Source organism: Nostoc sp. DSM 114167, assembly GCF_052692655.1.
Genome location: NZ_CP195116.1, coordinates 4,317,581 through 4,338,853, shown reverse-complemented (window position 1 = coordinate 4,338,853; position 21,273 = coordinate 4,317,581). Strand labels below are relative to the sequence as shown.

General features: G+C 44.0%; 15 protein-coding genes and 1 pseudogene. 7 read left to right on the top strand and 9 right to left on the bottom strand.

What is annotated here, in order from left to right; translation table 11 throughout:
• Nucleotides 1–218: 218 nt before the first annotated feature.
• The 3 genes from NSTC731_RS18570 to ffh form a co-directional block, all read right to left on the bottom strand.
• Nucleotides 219–650 carry a KH domain-containing protein gene (locus NSTC731_RS18570; RefSeq protein ID WP_445626235.1) on the bottom strand — a complete coding sequence of 144 codons (432 nt, stop codon included), beginning with the start codon at nucleotides 648–650 and terminating at the stop codon, nucleotides 219–221.
• On the bottom strand, nucleotides 613–873 hold the full coding sequence (gene rpsP / locus NSTC731_RS18565; protein WP_292783039.1) for a 30S ribosomal protein S16: 261 nt from the start codon (nucleotides 871–873) through the stop codon (nucleotides 613–615). The genes NSTC731_RS18570 and rpsP overlap by 38 nt, the downstream gene beginning before the upstream one ends.
• Before the next feature lie 218 nt (nucleotides 874–1,091).
• On the bottom strand, nucleotides 1,092–2,555 hold the full coding sequence (gene ffh, locus NSTC731_RS18560; RefSeq protein WP_445626234.1) for a signal recognition particle protein: 1,464 nt from the start codon (nucleotides 2,553–2,555) through the stop codon (nucleotides 1,092–1,094).
• 264 nt (nucleotides 2,556–2,819) lie between these two features.
• Here ffh and NSTC731_RS18555 point away from each other — a divergent pair, with 264 nt between their 5' ends.
• Nucleotides 2,820–3,188, top strand: coding sequence for a hypothetical protein (locus NSTC731_RS18555; protein WP_445626233.1), 369 nt, complete (start codon nucleotides 2,820–2,822; stop codon nucleotides 3,186–3,188).
• 82 nt (nucleotides 3,189–3,270) lie between these two features.
• Nucleotides 3,271–3,951, top strand: coding sequence for a DsbA family protein (locus tag NSTC731_RS18550; protein WP_445626232.1), 681 nt, complete (start codon nucleotides 3,271–3,273; stop codon nucleotides 3,949–3,951).
• A gap of 83 nt (nucleotides 3,952–4,034) precedes the next feature.
• Here the strand turns inward: NSTC731_RS18550 and NSTC731_RS18545 are convergent, their stop codons facing one another.
• From NSTC731_RS18545 to metH, 6 genes are all read right to left on the bottom strand, one after another.
• Nucleotides 4,035–6,563: a GAF domain-containing sensor histidine kinase gene (locus NSTC731_RS18545; RefSeq protein WP_445626231.1), complete on the bottom strand. Its 2,529-nt coding sequence runs from the start codon at nucleotides 6,561–6,563 to the stop codon at nucleotides 4,035–4,037.
• Nucleotides 6,560–7,210, bottom strand: coding sequence for a GAF domain-containing protein (locus NSTC731_RS18540; protein WP_445626230.1), 651 nt, complete (start codon nucleotides 7,208–7,210; stop codon nucleotides 6,560–6,562). The genes NSTC731_RS18545 and NSTC731_RS18540 overlap by 4 nt, the downstream gene beginning before the upstream one ends.
• Nucleotides 7,211–8,607: 1,397 nt before the next feature.
• On the bottom strand, nucleotides 8,608–8,844 hold the full coding sequence (gene rpmB, locus NSTC731_RS18535) for a 50S ribosomal protein L28 (protein ID WP_322708983.1): 237 nt from the start codon (nucleotides 8,842–8,844) through the stop codon (nucleotides 8,608–8,610).
• A 171-nt stretch (nucleotides 8,845–9,015) separates the two neighbouring features.
• A complete protein-coding gene (htpG, locus tag NSTC731_RS18530; protein ID WP_445626229.1) occupies nucleotides 9,016–11,001 on the bottom strand; it encodes a molecular chaperone HtpG in 1,986 nt (661 codons plus the stop codon).
• 223 nt (nucleotides 11,002–11,224) lie between these two features.
• Nucleotides 11,225–11,866, bottom strand: a complete 642-nt coding sequence (locus NSTC731_RS18525) for a class I SAM-dependent methyltransferase (protein WP_445626228.1) — start codon at nucleotides 11,864–11,866, stop codon at nucleotides 11,225–11,227.
• Between the two features lie 419 nt (nucleotides 11,867–12,285).
• The gene (metH, locus tag NSTC731_RS18520; protein ID WP_445626227.1) at nucleotides 12,286–15,810 is read right to left on the bottom strand and encodes a methionine synthase; all 3,525 of its coding nucleotides are present in this window, start codon (nucleotides 15,808–15,810) and stop codon (nucleotides 12,286–12,288) included.
• A 662-nt stretch (nucleotides 15,811–16,472) separates the two neighbouring features.
• Between metH and NSTC731_RS18515 the strand changes: the two genes are divergently transcribed.
• The 5 genes and pseudogenes from NSTC731_RS18515 to NSTC731_RS18495 all read left to right on the top strand — a co-directional run.
• A complete protein-coding gene (locus NSTC731_RS18515; RefSeq protein ID WP_445626226.1) occupies nucleotides 16,473–17,102 on the top strand; it encodes a DUF4126 domain-containing protein in 630 nt (209 codons plus the stop codon).
• 572 nt (nucleotides 17,103–17,674) lie between these two features.
• Nucleotides 17,675–18,604: a leucine-rich repeat domain-containing protein gene (locus NSTC731_RS18510; RefSeq protein WP_445626225.1), complete on the top strand. Its 930-nt coding sequence runs from the start codon at nucleotides 17,675–17,677 to the stop codon at nucleotides 18,602–18,604.
• Nucleotides 18,605–18,641: 37 nt separating this feature from the next.
• On the top strand, nucleotides 18,642–18,767 hold the full coding sequence (locus NSTC731_RS18505) for a hypothetical protein (RefSeq protein WP_445626224.1): 126 nt from the start codon (nucleotides 18,642–18,644) through the stop codon (nucleotides 18,765–18,767).
• A gap of 132 nt (nucleotides 18,768–18,899) precedes the next feature.
• The gene (locus NSTC731_RS18500) at nucleotides 18,900–19,778 is read left to right on the top strand and encodes an N-acetylmuramoyl-L-alanine amidase (RefSeq protein WP_445626223.1); all 879 of its coding nucleotides are present in this window, start codon (nucleotides 18,900–18,902) and stop codon (nucleotides 19,776–19,778) included.
• Nucleotides 19,779–19,902: 124 nt separating this feature from the next.
• A pseudogene (locus tag NSTC731_RS18495) lies at nucleotides 19,903–21,150 on the top strand (FAD-dependent hydroxylase); the annotation flags it as partial.
• Nucleotides 21,151–21,273 lie beyond the last annotated feature (123 nt).

Genomic DNA, 21,273 nt, shown 5'->3' with positions numbered 1-21,273 from the left:
GCCCGCATCCCCTAACCCCTTCTCCCATGTTGGGAGAAGGGGAACTGGAGAATTTACTCCCCTCTTCCAACATGGGAGAGGGGCTGGGGGTGAGGGCATAGCCCCTACTGGTGAAGAGTTCAAAAAAAGATTTAAAAATCTTTTTGTTACTTTCCATTTTTATAAAAATTCTGAGCGGAGGTAACAACAACCGCTCAGATTTACTCTCTGGTTTCAACCTAGCGGAGGCGTGGTTTAACAATGGGTTTAGGCCCATCATTTCGCGGTTCTCTCTTAGTTGGCGGTGGCGATCGCTCTTCTGTCTCTTCATCAAAAGACATACCCTCGCGGCCCGGCGTGGTGCTGCCGTAGATATCCAGGTATATTGATTGCCCAGCTGCGGCTGCGGCTGCGGCAATTACTGTACGAATCGCCTGAATATTGCGTCCCCCTCGACCAAACACTTTTCCTTTATCTGTGCTTTCAAAGGCGATGCGAACCCAAACCCGATTGAGGGTCTGAGAAATTTCACAATCGACGCTTAATGTTTCTGGAGATTCCAAAAACGGTTGTACCAAAAACCGAACCAGCTCAACATAGTTGGGGCTAGCTGTTGGGAGTTTTGTTTTCAAATTATGATGCGGCTGTTGCACTGACCTGCTCAAAAACATTAGCTTTTACTAGAATGCGACGAACGGTGTCAGTAGGTTGAGCGCCTTGTTGTAGTCGCTTGACGATGGCGGGAACGTCTAGTCGCACTTCATCAGTTCTGGGGTTATAAAATCCCAATTCTTCTAAGGGACGGCCATCGCGGCGAGCAAGGTTGTTAATAGCGACAATGCGGTAACTTGCTTCCCGCTTTTTACCGAATCGTTTCAAGCGCAGTTTGATCATGGTTGAAGAATCATTCTCCTGTAGTTAGATATTAGTTAGCAACTAATTGGTGAGGAAGTAACCTAAATTTGGCTGCTGCCGAGAAATTAAGGGTTAGTTTCCTCTGCTAATAAATTCTGAGGTCGAAATGCTAATTTTAGCACTGCCTAGCATTTGCTGCTATTTGTCATTAGTCCTTTGTCATTTGTCCTTTGTTATTGGTTATTAATGACGAATGACTAAAGATTGCCAAAGCCTTTTTTCTTTTTATCTTTGGGTTTTTTCTTTTTTGTGGCTGAGGCACCATCATACCCTCGCCATCCGGGGGCTGCGGGACGATTACCAGCACCAGCGAAGGCATTGCCTATGCCGCCACCGCCGAACATTCCCGGCATTCCAGGGAAGCTACCTTGACCCATTTGCTGCATGAGCGATCGCATTTTTTGGAAATCACCCACCAGTTTGCTGACATCTGACTCTCTATAGCCTGAGCCAGCAGCAATCCGCCGCCGCCGACTGGGAGAACTGGCTAATAAATCCGGGTCGTGGCGTTCTTGGCGAGTCATGGAGTTAATCATCGCCTCACAGCGCTTTAACTGGGTTTCTCCCTGCTTGAGTTGATCGTCTGAAAGCTTGTTCATCCCTGGAATCATCTTGATCAAGCCTCCCAGAGAACCCATGTTCTTTAGCATCCGCAACTGCTTGAGAAAGTCAGTAAAGTCAAACTTCGCTGACAAAATTTTCTCCTGCATTTTCTCAGCGTCGGCTAAGTCAAACTCTTCTTGGGCTTTTTCTACCAAAGTGAGAACATCGCCCATACCGAGAATCCGCGATGCCATGCGATCGGGATAAAACGGTTGCAGTGCCTCGACTTTTTCACCCACGCCCACAAATTTAATCGGCGCTCCCGAAATCTTTCGCACCGAAAGCGCAGCACCACCACGGCTATCACCATCTAATTTGGTGAGAATCGCTCCAGTAATTCCAATCTGTTCGTGGAAGGTGCGGGTAAGATTGGCTGCTTCTTGACCAGTCATCGCGTCCACCACCAACAGAGTTTCATCGGGTTGGACAGTTGCTTTGATGCGGGCTAATTCCGCCATCATATCTTCGTCAATTTGCAGGCGTCCAGCAGTATCAATAATTACTGTGTTGACACCTTCTGCCCTAGCGCGTTCTACACCTTGCCTTGCAATTTCTACGGGATCGGCATCGCTTCCTAGTTCAAATACTGGTACGTCAATTTGCTTACCCAACGTTAGCAACTGATCGATAGCTGCTGGGCGATATACGTCTGTCGCCACCAACAAGCAGCTACGCTCTAATTTTCTCAAATGTAAGGCTAACTTAGCGGTAGCTGTGGTTTTACCAGTACCTTGCAACCCAGCCATTAACACGATGGTAGGCTGTTCCTGGGCTTCTGCGATGGGAACATTTTCTTCTCCCATCACCTGCACCAGCTCATCATGAACAATTTTGATGAACTGTTGGTCAGGTCGCACGCCGGTAATCACCTCGGCTCCTTGTGCCTTGGCTTCGACTTCGCTAATAAAATCTTTTACTACCTGGAGATTGACATCTGCTTCCAACAGGGCGCGGCGCACTTCGCGCAATGCATCTTGAATGTTGGATTGAGAAATTTTGTCCTGTCCCCGCAGTTTTTTCCAGGCGGCTTCTAAACGGTCAGATAATGCATCAAACATAATGTAATTACAGGTAGTTCGCCAATGTGGAACTCTAAACCGCCGATGAATGCGATCGCGAATTTCCGCTAAAGTTTTAACGTGCTATCTACCAGCTTAGTATTTTTCACCGCGACTGTAGCAATCAGATACCTTCCTTTATTGAACTGGCAAACTGTCCTTTAGGTGGAAATTTTGATTTTTTCAAAGGGAAAATGCCAACACTACAGATGAAGTAAGTACTTTAGTGTGAATAGTTAAGAAAGTGTAGGAGAGCAAAAATATATGAAAGAATATAGAGCATATATGTGTGATTTTGGGCATCAGTGGACTCTTTTCAAGGATAAACAAGACCCTGAAGATGAAGGAGACTGTGTATGCTCAGAAGGTCATCCCGCAGTAACACTCAGCAAGCAACCAGCACTTGATGATGTTCAAATAACTTTTAGACCAGCAGGTAGAGTAGTAGATACAGTCAAAAAGCAGGTTCATGGACGAGGTAAATACTACATAGTAATCTCCAACTTAGCAGGCACACAAGAGAGAGTTTCAAAAAAAGTATATTCTTGGGAAGAGATATATCAAATTAGTAAAAGGTTTGATAAGCGTTCATTTGAATGGGCATTAAATTACTGGGAAAGTCTTTCTCTTTGACTTGATTCTAGGTATAATTGACAAGCTTCAGCAAAAATAAATTCAAAAATTATTTATGAGTTAGGTAGCTACGGTAGCTAAGATGTCGCAGCGAATCAAAGTATACTCCTACTCGATATACCACTCGTCAAATTCATATATTGGTATCGCTCTTGCCGAAAAAGCTTTGCAGGGTTTGCCTGTTGATATTGAACGACGACCAATCTACATACCGAAAGAACGCGGGATAAAGGTAGCTGACCTACAAGGACGAAGTGAAAGCGCGGTGTTATCGTCCTATCACAAAGAAGATTGTCTGCGGTGGGCAAAAAAGTACGGCATTGAAATTCGGCTCAAGGAGTTTGAAGAATTTGGTAGGTGGATCAAGCGCTGGGAGAAAATGAAGTTTGGTCGTGAAGAACTTCCTGCGAGAGCCTATTACGCTGTTTGTGGAACCGGGAAGGAGCATCTGCTTGATGCCGCATTCTTTCGAGCGACGTACATCGATCAACTTGATGTCAACGATGAGTCTGTGATTAAGAAAGTTGCAGATGATGTTGGGTTGAATGGCGATCGCATTCTTGAATTAATCCACGGCGAAGCAGCAAAACTTGCAGCAGTGGCAGCTTTGGCAGAATACGAACAGTTTGGCTGTCCCGGAGTGCCGACTTGGGTAGTCGAAGGTGAGAGGTTTTGGGGAAAGGATCGTGTTGATTGGGTAACAGAAAAGGTAAAACAATTATGTAATAATGCTGTTACTAAAACAGTAGTGAGTGCCGAGTAAAAAAGTGATAATTTTTCAGATGAATGCGTAAAAATCATCACTTTGCCTCTATACTTATTCCTGGTTTGATCCGTTGACTTTAGCTACTGTTTTTTATTTGTTACCTGACGGATCGGCAACTCAATCACAAAGTCTGTACCTTTGCCAAGTTCAGATTGACAGTATATTTTACCGTTGTGTTTTTCTGTAACTATTTGATAGCTGATAGACAGTCCCAAACCTGTACCTTTACCGACAACCTTAGTAGTAAAAAATGGATCGAATAGTCGAGAGAGGACTTTTTCATCTATGCCAAGTCCGTTGTCGGCGATGCGAATGACAATCCAATCTTTATTGAGCAGGGAGGTAGAAATTCGGATTTTGCAGGGGTTTTTTGCCAGTGCTTCAGAAGATTCCTTTGTGGTTCGTTCTTCTAGAGCATCAATGGCATTGGACAGCAAATTCATAAATACCTGATTCAACTGACCGGGATAGCATTCTATTAGAGGTAAAGTACCATAATCTTTGCTCACATGAATGGTGAGACTATCAGCTGAGGACTTCAAACGGTTTTGTAAAATCATTAATGTACTGTCGATGCCTTCGTGAATATTTGCTGGTTTGAAGTCAGCTTCGTCTAGGCGCGAGAAGTTCCGCAAAGATGTGACAATTTCCCGAATGCGTTCAGTGCCGACCTGCATGGACTGGAATAATTGAGGTAAATCCTCGACCAAATACGCTATTTCGGCTTTTTTGAAGAACTCTTGGATTTCTGGTGCGGCATCAGGATAATGATGCCAATAAAGTTGCACATAGCGAAGCAATTCTTGCGTGTATTGATGAGCGTGTTCTAAGTTGCCGTGGATAAAATTAATCGGGTTATTAATTTCATGGGCAACTCCCGCCACCAATTGCCCCAAACTGGCCATTTTTTCAGCGTGGATAATTTGCATTTGGGCAGTACGCAGTTCATTCAGTGCTTGGGCGAGTTGATTCGCTTCTTCACGAGTTTGACCCAGCAAACTGGATTGTTGAAATAAATTGGCTTGACGCAGTGCTACGCTGAGTTGAGCCGCCACTTGGGTGACAAATTCCAATTCCGCTTCTTCCCAATGACGTGTATGGGTGCATTGGTGAATGCACAACAACCCCCACAGTTCATCCCCTTCCATCAATGGCACAATAATCTGTGCTTTGACTTGGAATCGCTCAATTATATCCAGATGAGGTACTTTGGAGCCAACGCTGTTGACATCAGATATTACTTGCACTTGCCCTTGGCGATATTGCGGTGCATATTGATCGCCAAAGCAATAGTCTTGCACCTTCACGGCGAGGGCAGAATCGAACTTGGGTAAGACATCTTCAGCAATAAATTCACCGCTGCAAAAACCGACATTCGGATCGAAGCGGAAAATGCCAACTCGATCTGTATTTAGCGATCGCCTAACTTCCTGTACTGTAGTCTTAAGGATCGTCTCTAAATCCAAAGATTCCCGAATTTTGACGACTAAATCAAATAAAATTCGGCGCTGTTCAGCCGATTGTTGCAGTTCATCAGCGCGAGTTTGAATTTGAGTCACCATTTGAGAACTTTGCAGTGCCACTCCTAGTTGGCTAGCAACCTGTCCCAAAAATTCCACTTCCACACTATCCCACTGGCGCGGTGCGGAATGCTGATAGGCAGCTAACAATCCCCACAAATTCCGTCCTACAAAAATTGGGGTTAACGCATAAGCGCGAATTTTGAACTGCTCCAAAATATCGAGATGACAGCGCGAGTGTCCAGCTTGATAAATATCCTCTACAGCAAAATTTTCGTTGTTGCGGTAGCGTCCGCCTTTGGTTTCTTGAAGGTGAGTATCTTCCCAAACGAGATTTTTGCCAAAGGGATTGATACTGTCCCAGTGTGCCTCAACCATACCGAAATTACTGACGAATTCGCCACTCCAGTCTTGATTGAAGCGATAAACGCCAACCCGCTCAACTCGTAGCAGTTTACATACTTCTTGGCAAGTAGTTTTTAGAATTAAATCAATATTTAAAGAGGAGCGAATTTTACCGACTACTTCAGTTAATGCTCGTTGTCGAGCAAGCGAATCTTGTAGGGCAGAAGCCTGTTGTTTCGACTGAGCTAAATTCTCGGCTTGCTGAATCGCGACTCCCAATTGTGCCCCTACTTGTCCGAGAAACTCCACTTCGTAATTTGCCCATTGGCGCGGCCCGGAGTGTTGATAGGCTGCTATCAGTCCCCACAGTTTTGGGCCGATGAAGATGGGTGCTAAGGTATATGCCCGAATCTTAAATTGCTCCAAAATATCGATATGACAACGCGAGTGTCCGGCTTGGTAGATGTCGTTGACAACAAAACTCTCGTTATTGCGGTAGCGTCCACCTTTCGTTTCTTGGAGGTGGGTATCTTCCCAAACGAGATTTTTGCCAAAAGGATTGATTCTATCCCACTGCGCCTCTACCATCCCGAATTGGCTGACAAATTCGCCGCTCCAATCTTCATTAAAGCGGTAAATTGCTGCCCGCTCTAACTTCAGGAGTTTGCAGAGTTCCTGACAGGCAGTATCTAGAATAATTTCGGTATTTACAGAGGAGCGAATATTTCCTACTACTTCCGTCAAAGCTCGTTGCCGCGCGATATCGCATCTTGCAGTTCTGCTGTGCGTTGTTTGGTTTGTTCTAGGGTTTCTGTCTGCTGCATTGCCACACCAAGATGGCTGGCAGCTTGAGCGAAAAATTCAACTTCGTGAGGATACCATTGCCGAGGAGCGGAGTGTTGATAGGCTGCCAGCATTCCCCACAATTTTGGCCCGATGAAGATGGGTGCGATCGCATACGCCCGAATCTGAAACTGTTCTAATACTTCAATATGACAACGAGCGTGCCCTGCATCGTAAATATCAGCTACAGCAAACGGCTCATTTTTGCGATATCGCCCTCCCTGAGTTTCTTGCAAATGTGAATCTTCCCAAACTAAATCCTGTCCAAAGGCAGTCAATGCATCCCAAGGATGTTCTGCAAAGCCAAAACGATTGAGAAAACTACCGCTCCAATCTTCATTGAAACGGTAGATTGCAACTCGCTCAATCTTCAATTGCCGACAAATATCTTGACAAGAAGTCGAACAGAGAGATTCTATATTTACAGATGCGCGAATCTTAGCCAGAATCCTCGCCAATATTTTTTGATATTGAACCGTTAGCTGTAGCTGTTTGTGACACTCTTGCCGATCTAAGTGGTTCGACGCTTCATAACTGTTCGTTGTCATAAATTATAAATAAAATAGACTACCTATTTTCAGTATTCCCTTGTTTATTTGTAATTGCTCAACTAGTCTTAGTTATTGGAGAGTCTTGTTTACTTCTAGCTTCCAGTGCGGTTTTTAGTTTCTGGATTTCCTCGTATAACTCTATTAATAAGGGTTCTATTGCCTAGTTGATAGTTGTTTGAGGTCAGGCAGTTTTTCTATTTATTCAGTTAATCTCTATTTCGGCCTCTTGTTAAGAGTGTCGAGCGATTACAAAATCAATTCATAATTAATTTTGGGTGGAGAGCCGTCTAACTTCAATTATGAAAAATAGAAAAATGGTAAGTATTTTTATTCAGAAACACCGGAATTTATCCGTAGTGTAAAAATTACATAAAGAACTCATCTTGATTGCGTCAAAAAGCTCAGTATAATTCAAAGAGTCTTCTTGCTCTTGCCTTTTGCCTAAAAAATCAAGTTAGTTCTCCAAATCAAAATGGATTCCTATATTTCTCTCTTACTAGCAACAGAATTCAAAATATAGAGCAATACGCTTGGGTTACAGCTATTTTCAGGTAAATAGACCACGCGGTAGGGGCACAGCAATGCTCATAGGTGTCAACTTAACGCCAAACCGCTTGTCCGCCGGGAATTAAAATTCCCGTCTCATCGCTAAAGTCATCTTTATATGACTAAATATCGCCAAAAATCTCCAGTCTACTTCAGTAGACTTAAGCTAAAAGCCAGAAAATTTATTTCCGGGTGGGCATGGAAGCCAACAGATAAGCTATTTCCAGCTGAAGTTGACACCTATGAGTAATACTGTGCCCTGACGACAGATGTGGTTCAAATACATGAAAACTGCTGTAAGGCTGAAATCCTTTGTCAAAGTCAATTTTTTTAACGTAGACGCAGAGTGGCTTGCCACAGGCTTTTGCCAACGCGCAGCATCTTGTAGAGAAGGATGCAAAGAGAAGGAAAAAATGCTTAACTGAACTGTATTGAAATATAGAGAGCCTGCCTGCTACTCAAGATGTAATAAACACTAGAGGCGCACAGCTAGCTAGCTGTGCGCCCCCACAAATCACCTATATTGCAACCTACTGGCGTGGCAAGGCTAAAATAACGTGAGTTCGATGAACCTCTCCCGGACAACCTCCCTCTCCCACAGGGAAAGGGAGGAGCAACGAGAAATTAGGGTTTTGGCTCCCCTCTGGGTGTCCAAGAGGGGTTGGGAGAGAGGTCAAAAAAGGGCTTGTCGAACTCACGTTAAAATAGTGCATAAAATTTAGCTCTTGTGGGGTGGGCATCTTGCCCGCCCAGACGGTTGAGGACACCCGTCCCACAAGAAAATTTATTGCAACATTTAAGGCTTGCCACGCTACTACAAAAGTTTCAGGTTATGAAATCCAGATTACTTAGTAATGATTTAGGTTAATGCCAGCTTTTTTTGCCATTGCTTCTAACCCATTAATTTGTAGGGTTTTAATTGCTTTGGTAGACAACTTTAGTCTTACCCAGCGATTTCCAGCTTCCCACCAAACCCGCTTGTCTTGCAAATTAGCGTGCTGAAGGCGTTTAGTACGGCGGTGGGAGTGGGAAACAGAATAAGCGTTATTTGCCTTCTTACCAGTTAGTTCACAGCGACGGGACATAGCTACTATCTCCAGATTGTTATTTTAATACAGCCTTTCCATTTTAGGTCTTAGGCAGCAGAAGTGGAGAGATGAGGGCAGGGAGCAGGGGGCAGGGGGCAGGGAGCAGGGGAAGCAGGGGAGAAATAACTCCTAACTCCTAATTCCTAACTCCTAACTTCCCACTCAGCACTATTTACTCGCTTGTTCCGTCAGCTTAGTGAGTACCTCATTCGATCGCTCGACGAAGGATTTCATTCCCTCAGCGTCAAATCCTTTCTGAGACATCAGCGCTAAATCGTAAACGTGTTGGCAAATCAAGTTGACTAACTGATCTGTAGACGATTCACCGTTACTTTGAATGATACTACCTTGGTTCAAATTAGCCAGATTTTGAATCAGTGGGTGAGCAGTATTCACCAGTAAAATGTGATCTTCGGGAAACTCTGCTGACTGCTGCTGCATCATGGCGTTCATTTCCCGCAGGCGGCGGAGAATTTCTGGTAAAAGCACGATCGCAGGTGGTGTTCCTTGAGGATCGTCTGATTTCAAAGCTTCGGTACGGATGTTGAGTTTGGGTTTGTTGAGGGATTTCTCAAATAATTCTTTGATTGTCTCACTGCGAGTTTTATTCGTCTTGGGATCGACAATTTCCTTATCTTTATCTTGTTCTAGCAGAGTATTATCTAAATCTGAGTCTACCCGCGTAAACTTGACATCCTGATATTCCCGCTCTAGGAAGTTGATAAAGTGAGTGTCGATGAAGGAGTCCATAAACAGGACTTCCAAGCCTTGATTTTTGTGCAATTCTATGTATGTAGCTTGGGTTGCTTCATCGGTGCTGTAGAAAACTCGGTTTTCGTGGCGTTCTTTGTTGCGTTCTAGATACTCTTTCAGCGTAGTATAGGGAGCGCTGGGTGCTGAGTCAGAACTGGATGAAGGAGTGACATCTTGCCAAGCATCCCCGTCTGAAGATTGGACTTCAACCACTGGCGTTTCAGCAGCAGGTTTTTCTGTCAACTTGGCGGTGGTGCGGAAGACGATGATATCTTCGATTTGTTTTTTGAATTTCTCGTCGTTGAGAACGCCGAATTTGACGAAAGTACCGAGGTCTTTCCAGGCGCTGATGTATTGTTCGCGGTTATCGCGGAAAAGTTCTTTGAGGCGATCGCCTACTTTTTTGGCAATGTAATCACCAATTCGCTTCACGGTGCGATCGCCTTGCAAGGCACTCCGCGATACGTTTAGGGGAATATCGGTACTATCAATCACACCCCGCATCGGCATCAGAAATTGCGGGATAATTTCTTCGCAGTTGTCGCTAACAAAAACTTGATTGCAAAATAGCTTGATCTGTCCTTTGGTAACATCTACATCCGGTCGCATTTTCGGGAAATACAGAATTCCGTTGATGATAAAGGGATAATCTGTATTTAGATGTACCCATAACAAAGGTTCTTCCTGAAAAGGATACAGATAGCGGTAAAACTCTAAATAATCTTCTTTAGTCAGATTACTCGGAGACTCTCGCCACGGTGCTTTTTGCTTATTTAATACTTCGCCATCTAGTTTAATTGGAACTGGCAAAAAGTCGCAGTATGTCTTGACAAGATTCTTAATCCGTGCTGATTCGAGAAATTCCTCTTCTTCCCCTTGCAGGCTGAGAGTAATAGTAGTACCACGAGTTGTCCGAGAAGATTCTTCGAGAGTAAAAGCTGGGGAACCATCACAAGTCCAGTGAACCGCCTGTGCCCCTTCTTGATAGGATAGGGTATCAATTTCTACCTTTTGCGCCACCATAAAAGAAGAGTAGAAACCAAGACCGAAGTGACCGATTATCGGTTGATCTGATTTGCCTTCATATTTATGAATAAATTCTTCCGCACTAGAGAAGGCAACTTGATTGATATATTTCTTAACTTCATCTGCGGTCATCCCGATACCGTTATCGGAAATTGATAGAGTTTTCTTATCTTTGTCAATGGCAATTTCAATTTCTGGTTCGCCGATGTCTCCAGCATAATCGCCGGCGCGGGATACCATTTTTAGCTTTTGGATGGCGTCTACAGCGTTGGATACCAGTTCCCGTAAGAAGATTTGGTGATCTGAGTAAAGCGACTTCTTAATGATCGGGAAAATATTCTCAGTATGAATACTGATAGTGCCTTGTTCTAGCATAATTGGTAATTCTTTGATGTTAGTATCTGGAATGATGATAGTGGCTAATATAGCCTAAACCTCTGCTTTCCAGGATAAACCCGGAGAACACAGGAGAACATGATACCAATTAGGATTTTAAAAGCATAACTTAGGCGATCGCACCTTTTTTGAGCATTGTTTGCCCCCATTTTCTGATTCGGATTTCCCTACTTTTGACTCCCCACTCCCCACAGATTGCTGTTTAAGTATTACTAGAATTCTTCTCCAGCACCAAAAAATAATGGTATGGATAAGTAGGATCGATAAATTCTTGCTTAACAGTTAACCCAGCTTTGGCAACAGAGTTTAAAATCCGCGTTTTCGGATATCCTTTCAAACCCATTTCCCAGCAGTGTTCGTCACAGACTGGCGTTGTACTCCAGAATTTTGGCACATTGAATAGTAAATGCCTTGGTCTACCTGAGAAAGAGGTTTTCACCTGCAACGAGAGGTATTGAGTGCAATAGGGAATCGAAATCACCAAAAATTTCTTAGTTGCAATAGCAAGTTTTCTCAATGCTTCTTCTGACTGTTCGTAAGGAAAGTGTTCCAGCACTTGAAACAGGACAATCGCATCAAATTTATCTTTTGGTAAGGAAAAATCTGTAGTCAAATCCAAAATTATTTCTGGTTTGAGGCTGGGGTCAACATCAGCAGTGGAGACGTTGTATCCATTATTCTTCAAGATGTCTGTTAACAGAGAATTAAAAATCCCAATTTCCAAAACGTTTTTTACCTGATTACCCAGCGAAAAAATTAGACGCAACTGGTGATGATAACTGATGAGGCGATTTTTGGATAAATATTCTGAATTTCTAATATCTAAGGAGGTGATGAGTTGCATAAAACTTGCCTACCTAAGCTGAGAGATTAATAAATTTGGTGGGTATACAACTACAGGATTCCCGGAAAAATCAGCAAAGTAACAGTACCTTGTTTCGTTTGTATACAATACATCTCCTAGAAGGCTACGGTTTACACACATCTTGGTAATGAAGGCCAAACTCTGGATTTACCCCCCTTAATCCCCCCTTGCAAAGGGGGGAAATATTTGGTTCTCCCCTTTGCTAAGGGAGGAAATATTCGGTTCTCCCCTTTGCTAAGGGGGGAAATATCCGGTTCTCCCCCTTAGCAAGGGGGAGTTAGAGGGGGTGAGAAGGACTTGTATGCACACCGTAGCCTAGAAGGAGAGAGTCCTTAAAGGGGGATCTTTAAGGGTAAAATATCACTAACATCAAGCGTATTGAGTTAACGAGTAGGATTCTACGCGCTAAAGTATTTGGCTAACGGGTGATAGGTAATAATCGCAGTGGTAGACTGTTCTGGATAAAGTTGTTCGCTTTCATCCATATACAAGTTAATCCTGTCAGTCTGCAATAACTCCAGTTGCTTGTACTGGTCTTGAATGTGGGGACAAGCTGGATAGCCAAAACTATACCGGGAACCACGATAGCGTTGTGCCAACATATCCCGAATATTGTCGGGTTCTTCAGCAGCAAAACCTAACTCTCGGCGGATTCTGGCGTGTGTCCATTCAGCTACAGCTTCCGCCATCTGCACTGCCATTCCGTGGAAATACAGATAATCGGTGTATTGATTGGCAGCAAACAGCTTTTGAGCGAACTCTGTGGCAATCTCCCCTACAGTCACGGCTTGCATTGGAAAGACATCAATGATTCCTGACTCCTTTGGTGCAAAGAAATCTGCTATGCACAGCCGCCTTAACGACTTTTGTCTGGGAAACTCGAAAGTTGCAACCTGTTGTGATTGGTTTTCTGAGTCATATATATGTAAAGAATTCCCCTCGGCTTGACAAGGGAAATACCCATAAATCACTTGGGGATGCAACAGATTTTCTTCAATAATTCGCTGTTTCCAACTTTCTAAAACTGGGTACACTTTCTCAGCCAAGAAAGCCTGATATTCTTCCTTAGATTGTTCCTTTGGTTTGCGGAATTGCCATTGTCCAGCAATTAAAGCTTGTAAATCTAAATGCCAGAATATTTCCTCGATGGGAATATCACTAGGCTGCAATAATTTCGTTCCCCAGAAAGGCGGTGTGGGACGTTCAATATCTATCGCCACAGCATCAGAACGCCGCGTATCTACTTCTTTTGGTTCAGCAGATGTTTCTTCAGCAGTCTTAGCTTTTGCCTCTTTGTGACCATTAGTCGATTCAGCCGTTTCGACTTCATTCAAAAATCCTTGCAAATCTTCCCAGTTACCAGTAGCCTTTGCTGGCATTAATTTATCCATGAAGTGCAAGTCTGAAAAGGCATCTTTGCCATAAACAACTTTACCTTTATAGGTATTTTGGCAATCTTCATAGACAAACTTGGGAGTCAATGCTGCACCACCTAATATCACGGGGACACTAATTCCCTTTTCGTTGAATACCTCCAAGTTCTCTTTCATGAAGGCGGTGGATTTTACCAGCAAACCACTCATGGCTATACAATCAGCTTTGTGCTGTTCGTAAGCGTTGATGATATTTTCTACTGGCTGCTTAATTCCCAGGTTAATCACCTTGTAGCCGTTGTTGGACAAGATGATATCTACCAAGTTTTTACCAATGTCATGGACATCGCCTTTGACTGTGGCAATGATAAAGGTTCCCTTGGCATTGTTACCTGATTCCGATTTTTCCATGAACGGTTCGAGAAACGCTACCGCCGCTTTCATGGTTTCTGCTGATTGCAAGACGAAGGGTAGCTGCATTTGTCCAGAACCGAATAATTCCCCGACAACTTTCATCCCATCTAGCAGGAAGGTGTTGATAATTTCCAAGGGGGGATATTCTTCTAAGGCTTTTTTGAGATGTTCTTCTAAGCCAATGCGTTCGCCGTCGATGATATGACGCTTGAGACGTTCTGGGATAGGGAGACTTTCATCTAAAGAGCGATCGCGCTTAGTTGTCACCCCAGCAAATACTGTGGTAAGCTCTCCCAAGGGATCGTAAACGCAAACATCACCCTCAAACTTCCGCTCATCATAAATCAACTGACGACAAATTTCTTGATGGCGTTCGTCAATCTTCGAGAGCGGTAAAATTTTGTTAGCGCTGACAATGGCTGCATCCATTCCCGCCGTCGTCGCTTCGTGCAAAAACACCGAGTTCAGCACCATCCGCGCTGCTGGATTCAAACCAAAGGAAATATTGGAAACACCCAAAATCACATGACATCCAGGCAATTCTTGACGAATCCGCCGAATCGCTTCAATTGTGGCTTTACCGTTTTCTCGGTCTTCTTCAATCCCGGTGGAAATGGGTAACGCTAGGGTATCAAAGAATATTTCTGTGGGTGGTATGCCGTATTCTACAGCTTGACGGTATGCACGTTGGGCAATTTGAAACTTTTTCTCGGCTGTCCGCGCCATCCCGTCTTCATCGATAGTACCAATGACTACACCAGCACCGTACTTTTTCGCTAACTCCAGCACCTTCAAAAAGCGCGGTTCCCCATCTTCGTAGTTAGTGGAGTTCAGCAAACACTTACCACCGGCAATCTTTAAACCCGCCTCCATCTTTTCCCATTCAGTGGAGTCAAGCATTAAAGGTAATGTCACATTATTAACAATGCGCGAAACTAATTCGTGCATATCTCGCACGCCGTCGCGTCCGACATAATCGACGTTAACATCAAGGATGTGTGCGCCTTCTTTGACTTGCGCCCTCGCCATTGACACGAGTCCATCCCAATCTTCGGCATTAAGCAAATCGCGGCACTTCTTGGAACCACTGGCGTTGAGACGTTCGCCAACAATCAAGAAGGAATTATCTTGTTCGTAAGGCTGAGTGGTGTAAATTGATGCTGCTGCTGATTCTAAACTTGGCTGTCTAACTTTTGGCTTCAAACCTTTAGCGACTTCTGCCAATTGTTGAATGTGTTCTGGACGCGTCCCACAGCAACCCCCGATCACTTGGACACCCAAATCTTCAACAAAATGCATCAATGACATCCGTAATTCTAACGGTGTCAGGCGGTAGTGCGCTTGACCGCCGACGTTCTCAGGTAAACCCGCGTTGGGAATACAAGAAACGATGAAAGGTGAATGTTCTGACAAATACTTGATATGTGGTTTCATCAAGTCTGGGCCAGTGGCGCAGTTTAGACCGAGAATGTCAATTGGGTAAGGTTCCAAAATTGTCAGCACAGCACTGATTTCTGAACCAACCAACATTGTGCCCATGCTTTCCATTGTCACAGACACCATCAACGGACGGCGATCGCCTTTTTTGGCAAACACTTCTTCAATAGCATTCAGCGCCGCCTTAATTTGCAGCACATCTTGGCAAGTTTCCACCAAAAATAAATCAACACCACCATCCCACAGCGCCTCTGCTTGTTCAGCAAAAGATGCTTTCATGGTGTCAAAGTCAATATGTCCCAAGGTAGGAAGTTTCGTTGTCGGGCCGATGGAACCTGCCACAAACCGGGGTTTTTCTGGCGTGGAAAATTCCGCAGCCACACGCTTCGCTAATTCTGCGGCTGTCTTGCTGAGGTAATAGGCTTGGTCTGCCAAGTCATATTCTGCCAGCACCAGGGATGTACTACCAAAGGTATCGGTTTCAATGACATCTGCACCAGCAGCGAGGAAGTCGCGGTGAACCTTAGCGACAGCTTCCGGTTTCGTGTGGACTAAATATTCATTACAACCTTCATACTGCGGGCCGCCGAAGTCTTCAGCAGTCAGGTTTTGGGTTTGTAAGTTGGTTCCCATCGCCCCGTCGAAGACGAGGACTGGGCTATCTGGACTACGCAGGCGTTCAAGGAAAGAATGAGTCATATTTTCCTAGAATAAATGAGGATATCAAGTGAGTCATGTGATACTCGACTTACTTTATTATTTTCCAAGATTGTGATATTTTCGGCATCCTTTTAATAAAGTCTGTTTTGCTGAAACTTACTATTCGCTCATTTTGGCCTGATTTCTCAAGGTTGGCGAGGAAAGAATTATGCAAAAGCTGTCAAGGAATAATTGACGAGTCCATTCTTTGTAGAGACGGCGATTTATCGCGTCTCTCTAACGTGTCAGTCTTTTAGACGCGATAAATCGCGTCTCTACATGAGGGGTTTCTGACTTATCCCAAGCGTATTGGGATAAAACTGGTGACTTGTGTGTACACCGTAGCCAAAGCATCGGCGGGTAGGGTGTAATGACTGTGGTTAGTATAACTAATTATGCGGACATGATATTACTCTAGAGGTCGCTGGCTCACAAACAAAGCCCTGAAAATGTTGGGTTGATGAACGAAACGCAACCTACATTGGAGTTATTTTTTAGGCAAAACTTACGCAGTATTGACATAGGTAGGGTTTCACTGATTCTACACATAGTCAGATGAAATATTTTCATCAAGTTTCTTATCTTGGGATTACAGCTTAGAGTTGTTACTCCGTTCAGCTCAAAGATGGAAAAAACACCAGGAGTATAACTTGAGTCTTACTATGGATTTAAATTCTTTGTTTAATCTAAATACATTTATTGAATTATTACTGGGGATTAGTTTGAGTGCGGCGGCTGGCTTTCGAGTATTTGTACCACTGCTAGCATTGAGTGTGGCTTCAGTTTTTGGACATTTAGATTTGCCGACTAACTTTGATTGGGTGGAAACACCTCAAGCTGTAATTGTATTTGCAGTCGCTTGTTCCCTAGAAATTATCGGTTATTACATTCCTTGGTTGGATCATCTGCTGGATATTGTAGCCACTCCTGCGGCATTTATCGCCGGGACAATCGTCACAGCATCTGTTGCTCCAGAGATGAATCCACTGGTGCAATGGACGTTAGCTTTAGTTGCTGGTGGTGGAACCGCAGGATTAACTCAGGGATTAACGAATTTATTGCGGATAAGTTCTACTGGCGTTTCCGGTGGATTAACCAATCCAGTTGTGTCAACCATTGAATTGCTCGTTGCCATCGGACTTTCTGTGCTGGCGCTAGCTTTACCAGTGGTAGCAGGAACGATTGTAATTGGTTTTCTAATAATAGCTATTCAAAGAATTTGGAATTTCTTCTTGAATAAACCATCTTCTCAAACTAATGAAACCGTCTCTCCATCAAGAGAATTGGGGTAAGTAGTTATGGATTTGTTTTATAGGTGCCGCAGCTACGCCCGTCGTAGACATCCTTATTATAAGGCGATCGCAGTTTTCGGGTGTGTTAGCGCGAAAGCGTAGCGCACCCTTTGAACTCCATTAATGAGTCTTTGATACTCGCGGACGAGTCTTTGATACTCGTGGACGAGTCTTTGATACTCGCGGACGAGTCTTTGATACTCGCGGACGAGTCTTTGATACTCGCGGACGAGTCTTTGATACTCGTGGACGAGTCTTTGATACTCGCGGACGAGTCTTTGATATTCGCGGACGAGTCTTTGATATTCGCGGACGAGTCTTTGATACTCATGGACGAGTCTTTTATACTCGTGAGCGAGTCTTTTATACTTGTGAGCGAGTCTTTGATACTCATGAATAAGTGAATGTTATTGCAAGGGTAGCGATGTCTACGACGGGCGTAGCTGCGGCACCCTACTAATTTAAACATTACAGCCGTTTTTATGGACATGAACACACAAATCCAATCTGTAATGCTTAGTTACGATATACTACTTGAGTAAATATCGCTACAGAGTTGGTGAGATTTGCTGATGACAAACGAAGAACTGTTGCAAATTATTGAAAAAGCTGCCAGGGAAAAAGCAACGCATCTAGACCTCGATAACAATCAACTCAGCAGCCTGCCGCAAGAAATCAGCCAACTCTCCAACTTGACTCACCTATACCTCGATAAAAATCAACTTAGCAGTCTGCCACCAGAAATCAGCCAACTCTCCAACTTGACTCACCTATACCTCGATAAAAATCAACTCAGCAGCCTCCCGCCAGAAATCAGCCAACTCTCCAACTTGACTGAGCTATCCCTTGAGAACAATCAACTTAGCAGTCTACCGCCAGGAATCAGCCAACTCTCCAACTTGACTGAGCTATCCCTCTCTGGTAATGAATTCAGCAGCCTGCCGCCAGGAATCAGCCAACTCTACAACTTGACTCACCTATACCTCGATAACAATCAACTCAGCAACCTGCCGCCAGAATTTAGCCAACTTTCTAACTTGACTGAGCTATTCCTCTGTGGTAACCAATTCAGCAGCCTACCGCCAGAAATCAGCCAACTTTCTAACTTGACTGAGCTATTCCTCTCTGGTAATCAACTCAGCAGCCTACCGCCAGAAATCAGCCAACTCTCAAACTTGACATGGCTAGACCTCTCTTGTAATCAACTTAGCAGTCTACCGCCAGAAATCAGCCAACTCTCAAACTTGGAATGGCTAGACCTCTCTGGCAATCAACTCAGCAGTCTACCGCCAGAAATCAGCCAACTCTCAAACTTAATATGGCTAGACCTCTCTTACAATCAACTCAGCAGCCTGCCGCTAGAAATCTGTCGACTCTCCAACTTGACTGAGCTATCCGTAAATAATAATCCACAATTAAAATCGCCGCCGCCTGAAATTGTTGAGCAGGGAACGGAGGTAATTTTGACCTATCTTCGAGCCAGGTTAGAAGCTAAAGGATAATTATCTTTCTAAACTGCTAGTAGTTGGTGAAGAGGATGTGGGTAAAACATCATTAAGAGCGCTACACGATGAAGACTTTCACACCCACGAATCCACTACCCACGGCATTGAAATTAAATGGCTTTTAACAGCACTATTGCAGGGATTATCAAGGTATATTTGACTAGAATTAAAGTATTATAGCGATTATTATTTGGATACCATAAGCGGTAGGGGTTTACAGAAGTGCGCCTCTACAACTGACACGCCAGTTTAGCTATAAATTAATATCTACGGTTTTACGGGTATTAGAAAAATGAAGTTTACAGACTGGGTGACTAGAGTACTACTAATCTGGCTAATGTTCGCCACTCTAACTGTAGTACTGCTAATTGGACGAGCAACAAAATTACACAACAATCCGACAATATCCCGTACATCCAATCCACAGGTTACAACTTTCAGTAAATATCCCCAGGCGCAATTTCAATCAGCCAAAGAGCCAGAGAAGAAATTTCAAAATGTTATCAAGTCCCCAGTCAAGACTAACCAGCCTGTAGCAAGGTACATAACCACTCAAGCTTTTGCACAGTACAGACCTAATTATCAAGTTGCTTCAGTCGATCCAAGTAACTATGGTGAACGTTACACCCAAGATGTTAACGGCATTCCTGTCAACAATCAACCAATTATCGTCATCCATGAAACTGGTTATTCTGCTTCTAGCGCCATTAATTTCTTTCAAGTAGCCCATAGCGATGAAGGTGTGCAAGCAAGTTACCACGCCTTAATCAAGTTAGACGGCACAGTGGTTTATCTAGTACCGCCAGACAAGCGGGCTTTTGGTGCAGCTAACTCTGTGTTTGATGGTTCGCAGGGAGTGGAAACTGTACAGACTAATCCGACTTTACCCGCGTCTGTGAATAATTTTGCTTATCACGTCTCTTTGGAAACACCGCCAGATAGTTATGACAGTAGCAGCCAACAAACCCATAGCGGCTATACGGAAGCTCAATATCATTCTCTTGCTTGGTTAATTGCTCAAAGTCAAGTCCCAGACGATCGCATCACTACGCACCATCTAGTAGACCGTTCTGGTAAAAAAGTTGACCCGATAAATTTTGATGGTCAGAAATTTCTCAGCTTACTTAATACTTATCGTCAGGTTAGACCAGTCTATCGAGTCAGCAAATAATTCGTAAAGACACGAAAATTCGCCTCTCTACAAGGGTTATGGATAAAATTTTGAATTGTTAACTTGCTCAAGAAGGCGCGCTCGCGTCAAAATAAGAGTTAAGACGCTGTAATCTAACTTAACAATGACCATAACGCAGCTTGAGCAAATTTCCCCTCAATCAACACCGCCAAATGAGCAAGGATATGAATATGATTTGGTAATTGTCGGCGGTGGGATTATTGGGTTAACTCTAGCCTCTGCTTTAAAAGATTCTGGTTTGAGTATTTTGCTGATTGAGGCGAAAGTGGCATCAGTGGCGGTAGCCAAGGGACAAGCTTATGCAGTTCATCAGCTTTCGTCGCTAATTTATCAAGGAATTGGCGTTTGGGACAAAATGTTGCCTCAAATCGCCAAATATTGCCGAGTTCGTCTTTCGGATGCCGATCATCCCGATGTGGTGGAATTCACTACAGATGATATAAATACCCCAGAGTTGGGTTATGTGGCGGAACACCAAGCTTTGTTGCAGCCGTTGCAAGATTTCGTCCAAAATTGCCCCAACGTGACTTATTTGTGTCCGGCGGAAGTGGTAAATACGCAATACCAACAGAATATAGTCACCATCGAGATAAAAATTGCCGATCGCCTAAAGACAGTCAAGAGCAAATTAGTTGTAGCCGCAGATGGATCGCGATCGCCTATTCGCCAAGCGGCGGGAATCAAAACTTCGGGCTGGAAATATTGGCAATCTTGCATTGTGGCATTTGTCAAACCAGAAAAGCCCCACAATAACACCGCTTACGAAAGATTTTGGTCTAGCGGCCCCTTTGCGATTTTACCTTTACCGGGGAACCGTTGCCGCATTGTCTGGACAGCGCCCCATGAAGAAGCAAAAGCTTTGTGTGCTTTAAATGACGAGCAATTTTTGGCAGAACTCAGCCGCCGCTATGGCGATCAAATGGGGAAACTGGAATTACTAGGCGATCGCTTTGTTTTTCAAGTACAACTCATGCAAAGCGATCGCTACGTTCTCCCGCGACTGGCATTAATTGGTGATGCGGCGCACAATTGCCATCCCGTCGGCGGACAAGGTTTAAATTTGGGCATTCGGGATGCCGCAGCTTTGGCACAAGTAATTCAAGCAGCGCACAAAGCGGGTAAAGATATTGGTGACATTCAGATTCTCAAAGGTTATGAACGCTGGCGCAAATTAGAGAATCTGACAATTTTAGGTTTCACCGATTTGTTAGATCGGATGTTCTCTAATAATTTCTTCCCTGTGGTGGTGGTTCGTCGTTTGGGTTTATGGTTTTTGCAGCGAGTACCTGTATTAAAAGTATTTATGCTGAAATTGATGATTGGCTTGAAGGGGCGGACTCCAGAATTGGCATGGAAGAGGACAAGGGGACAAGGAGACAAGGGGGACAAGGGGGACAAGGGGGACAAGGGGACAAGGGGAAAACCTCATAGACAAATCTATGGGCTGCTGAGAGATAACGATCGCGATCGCTGA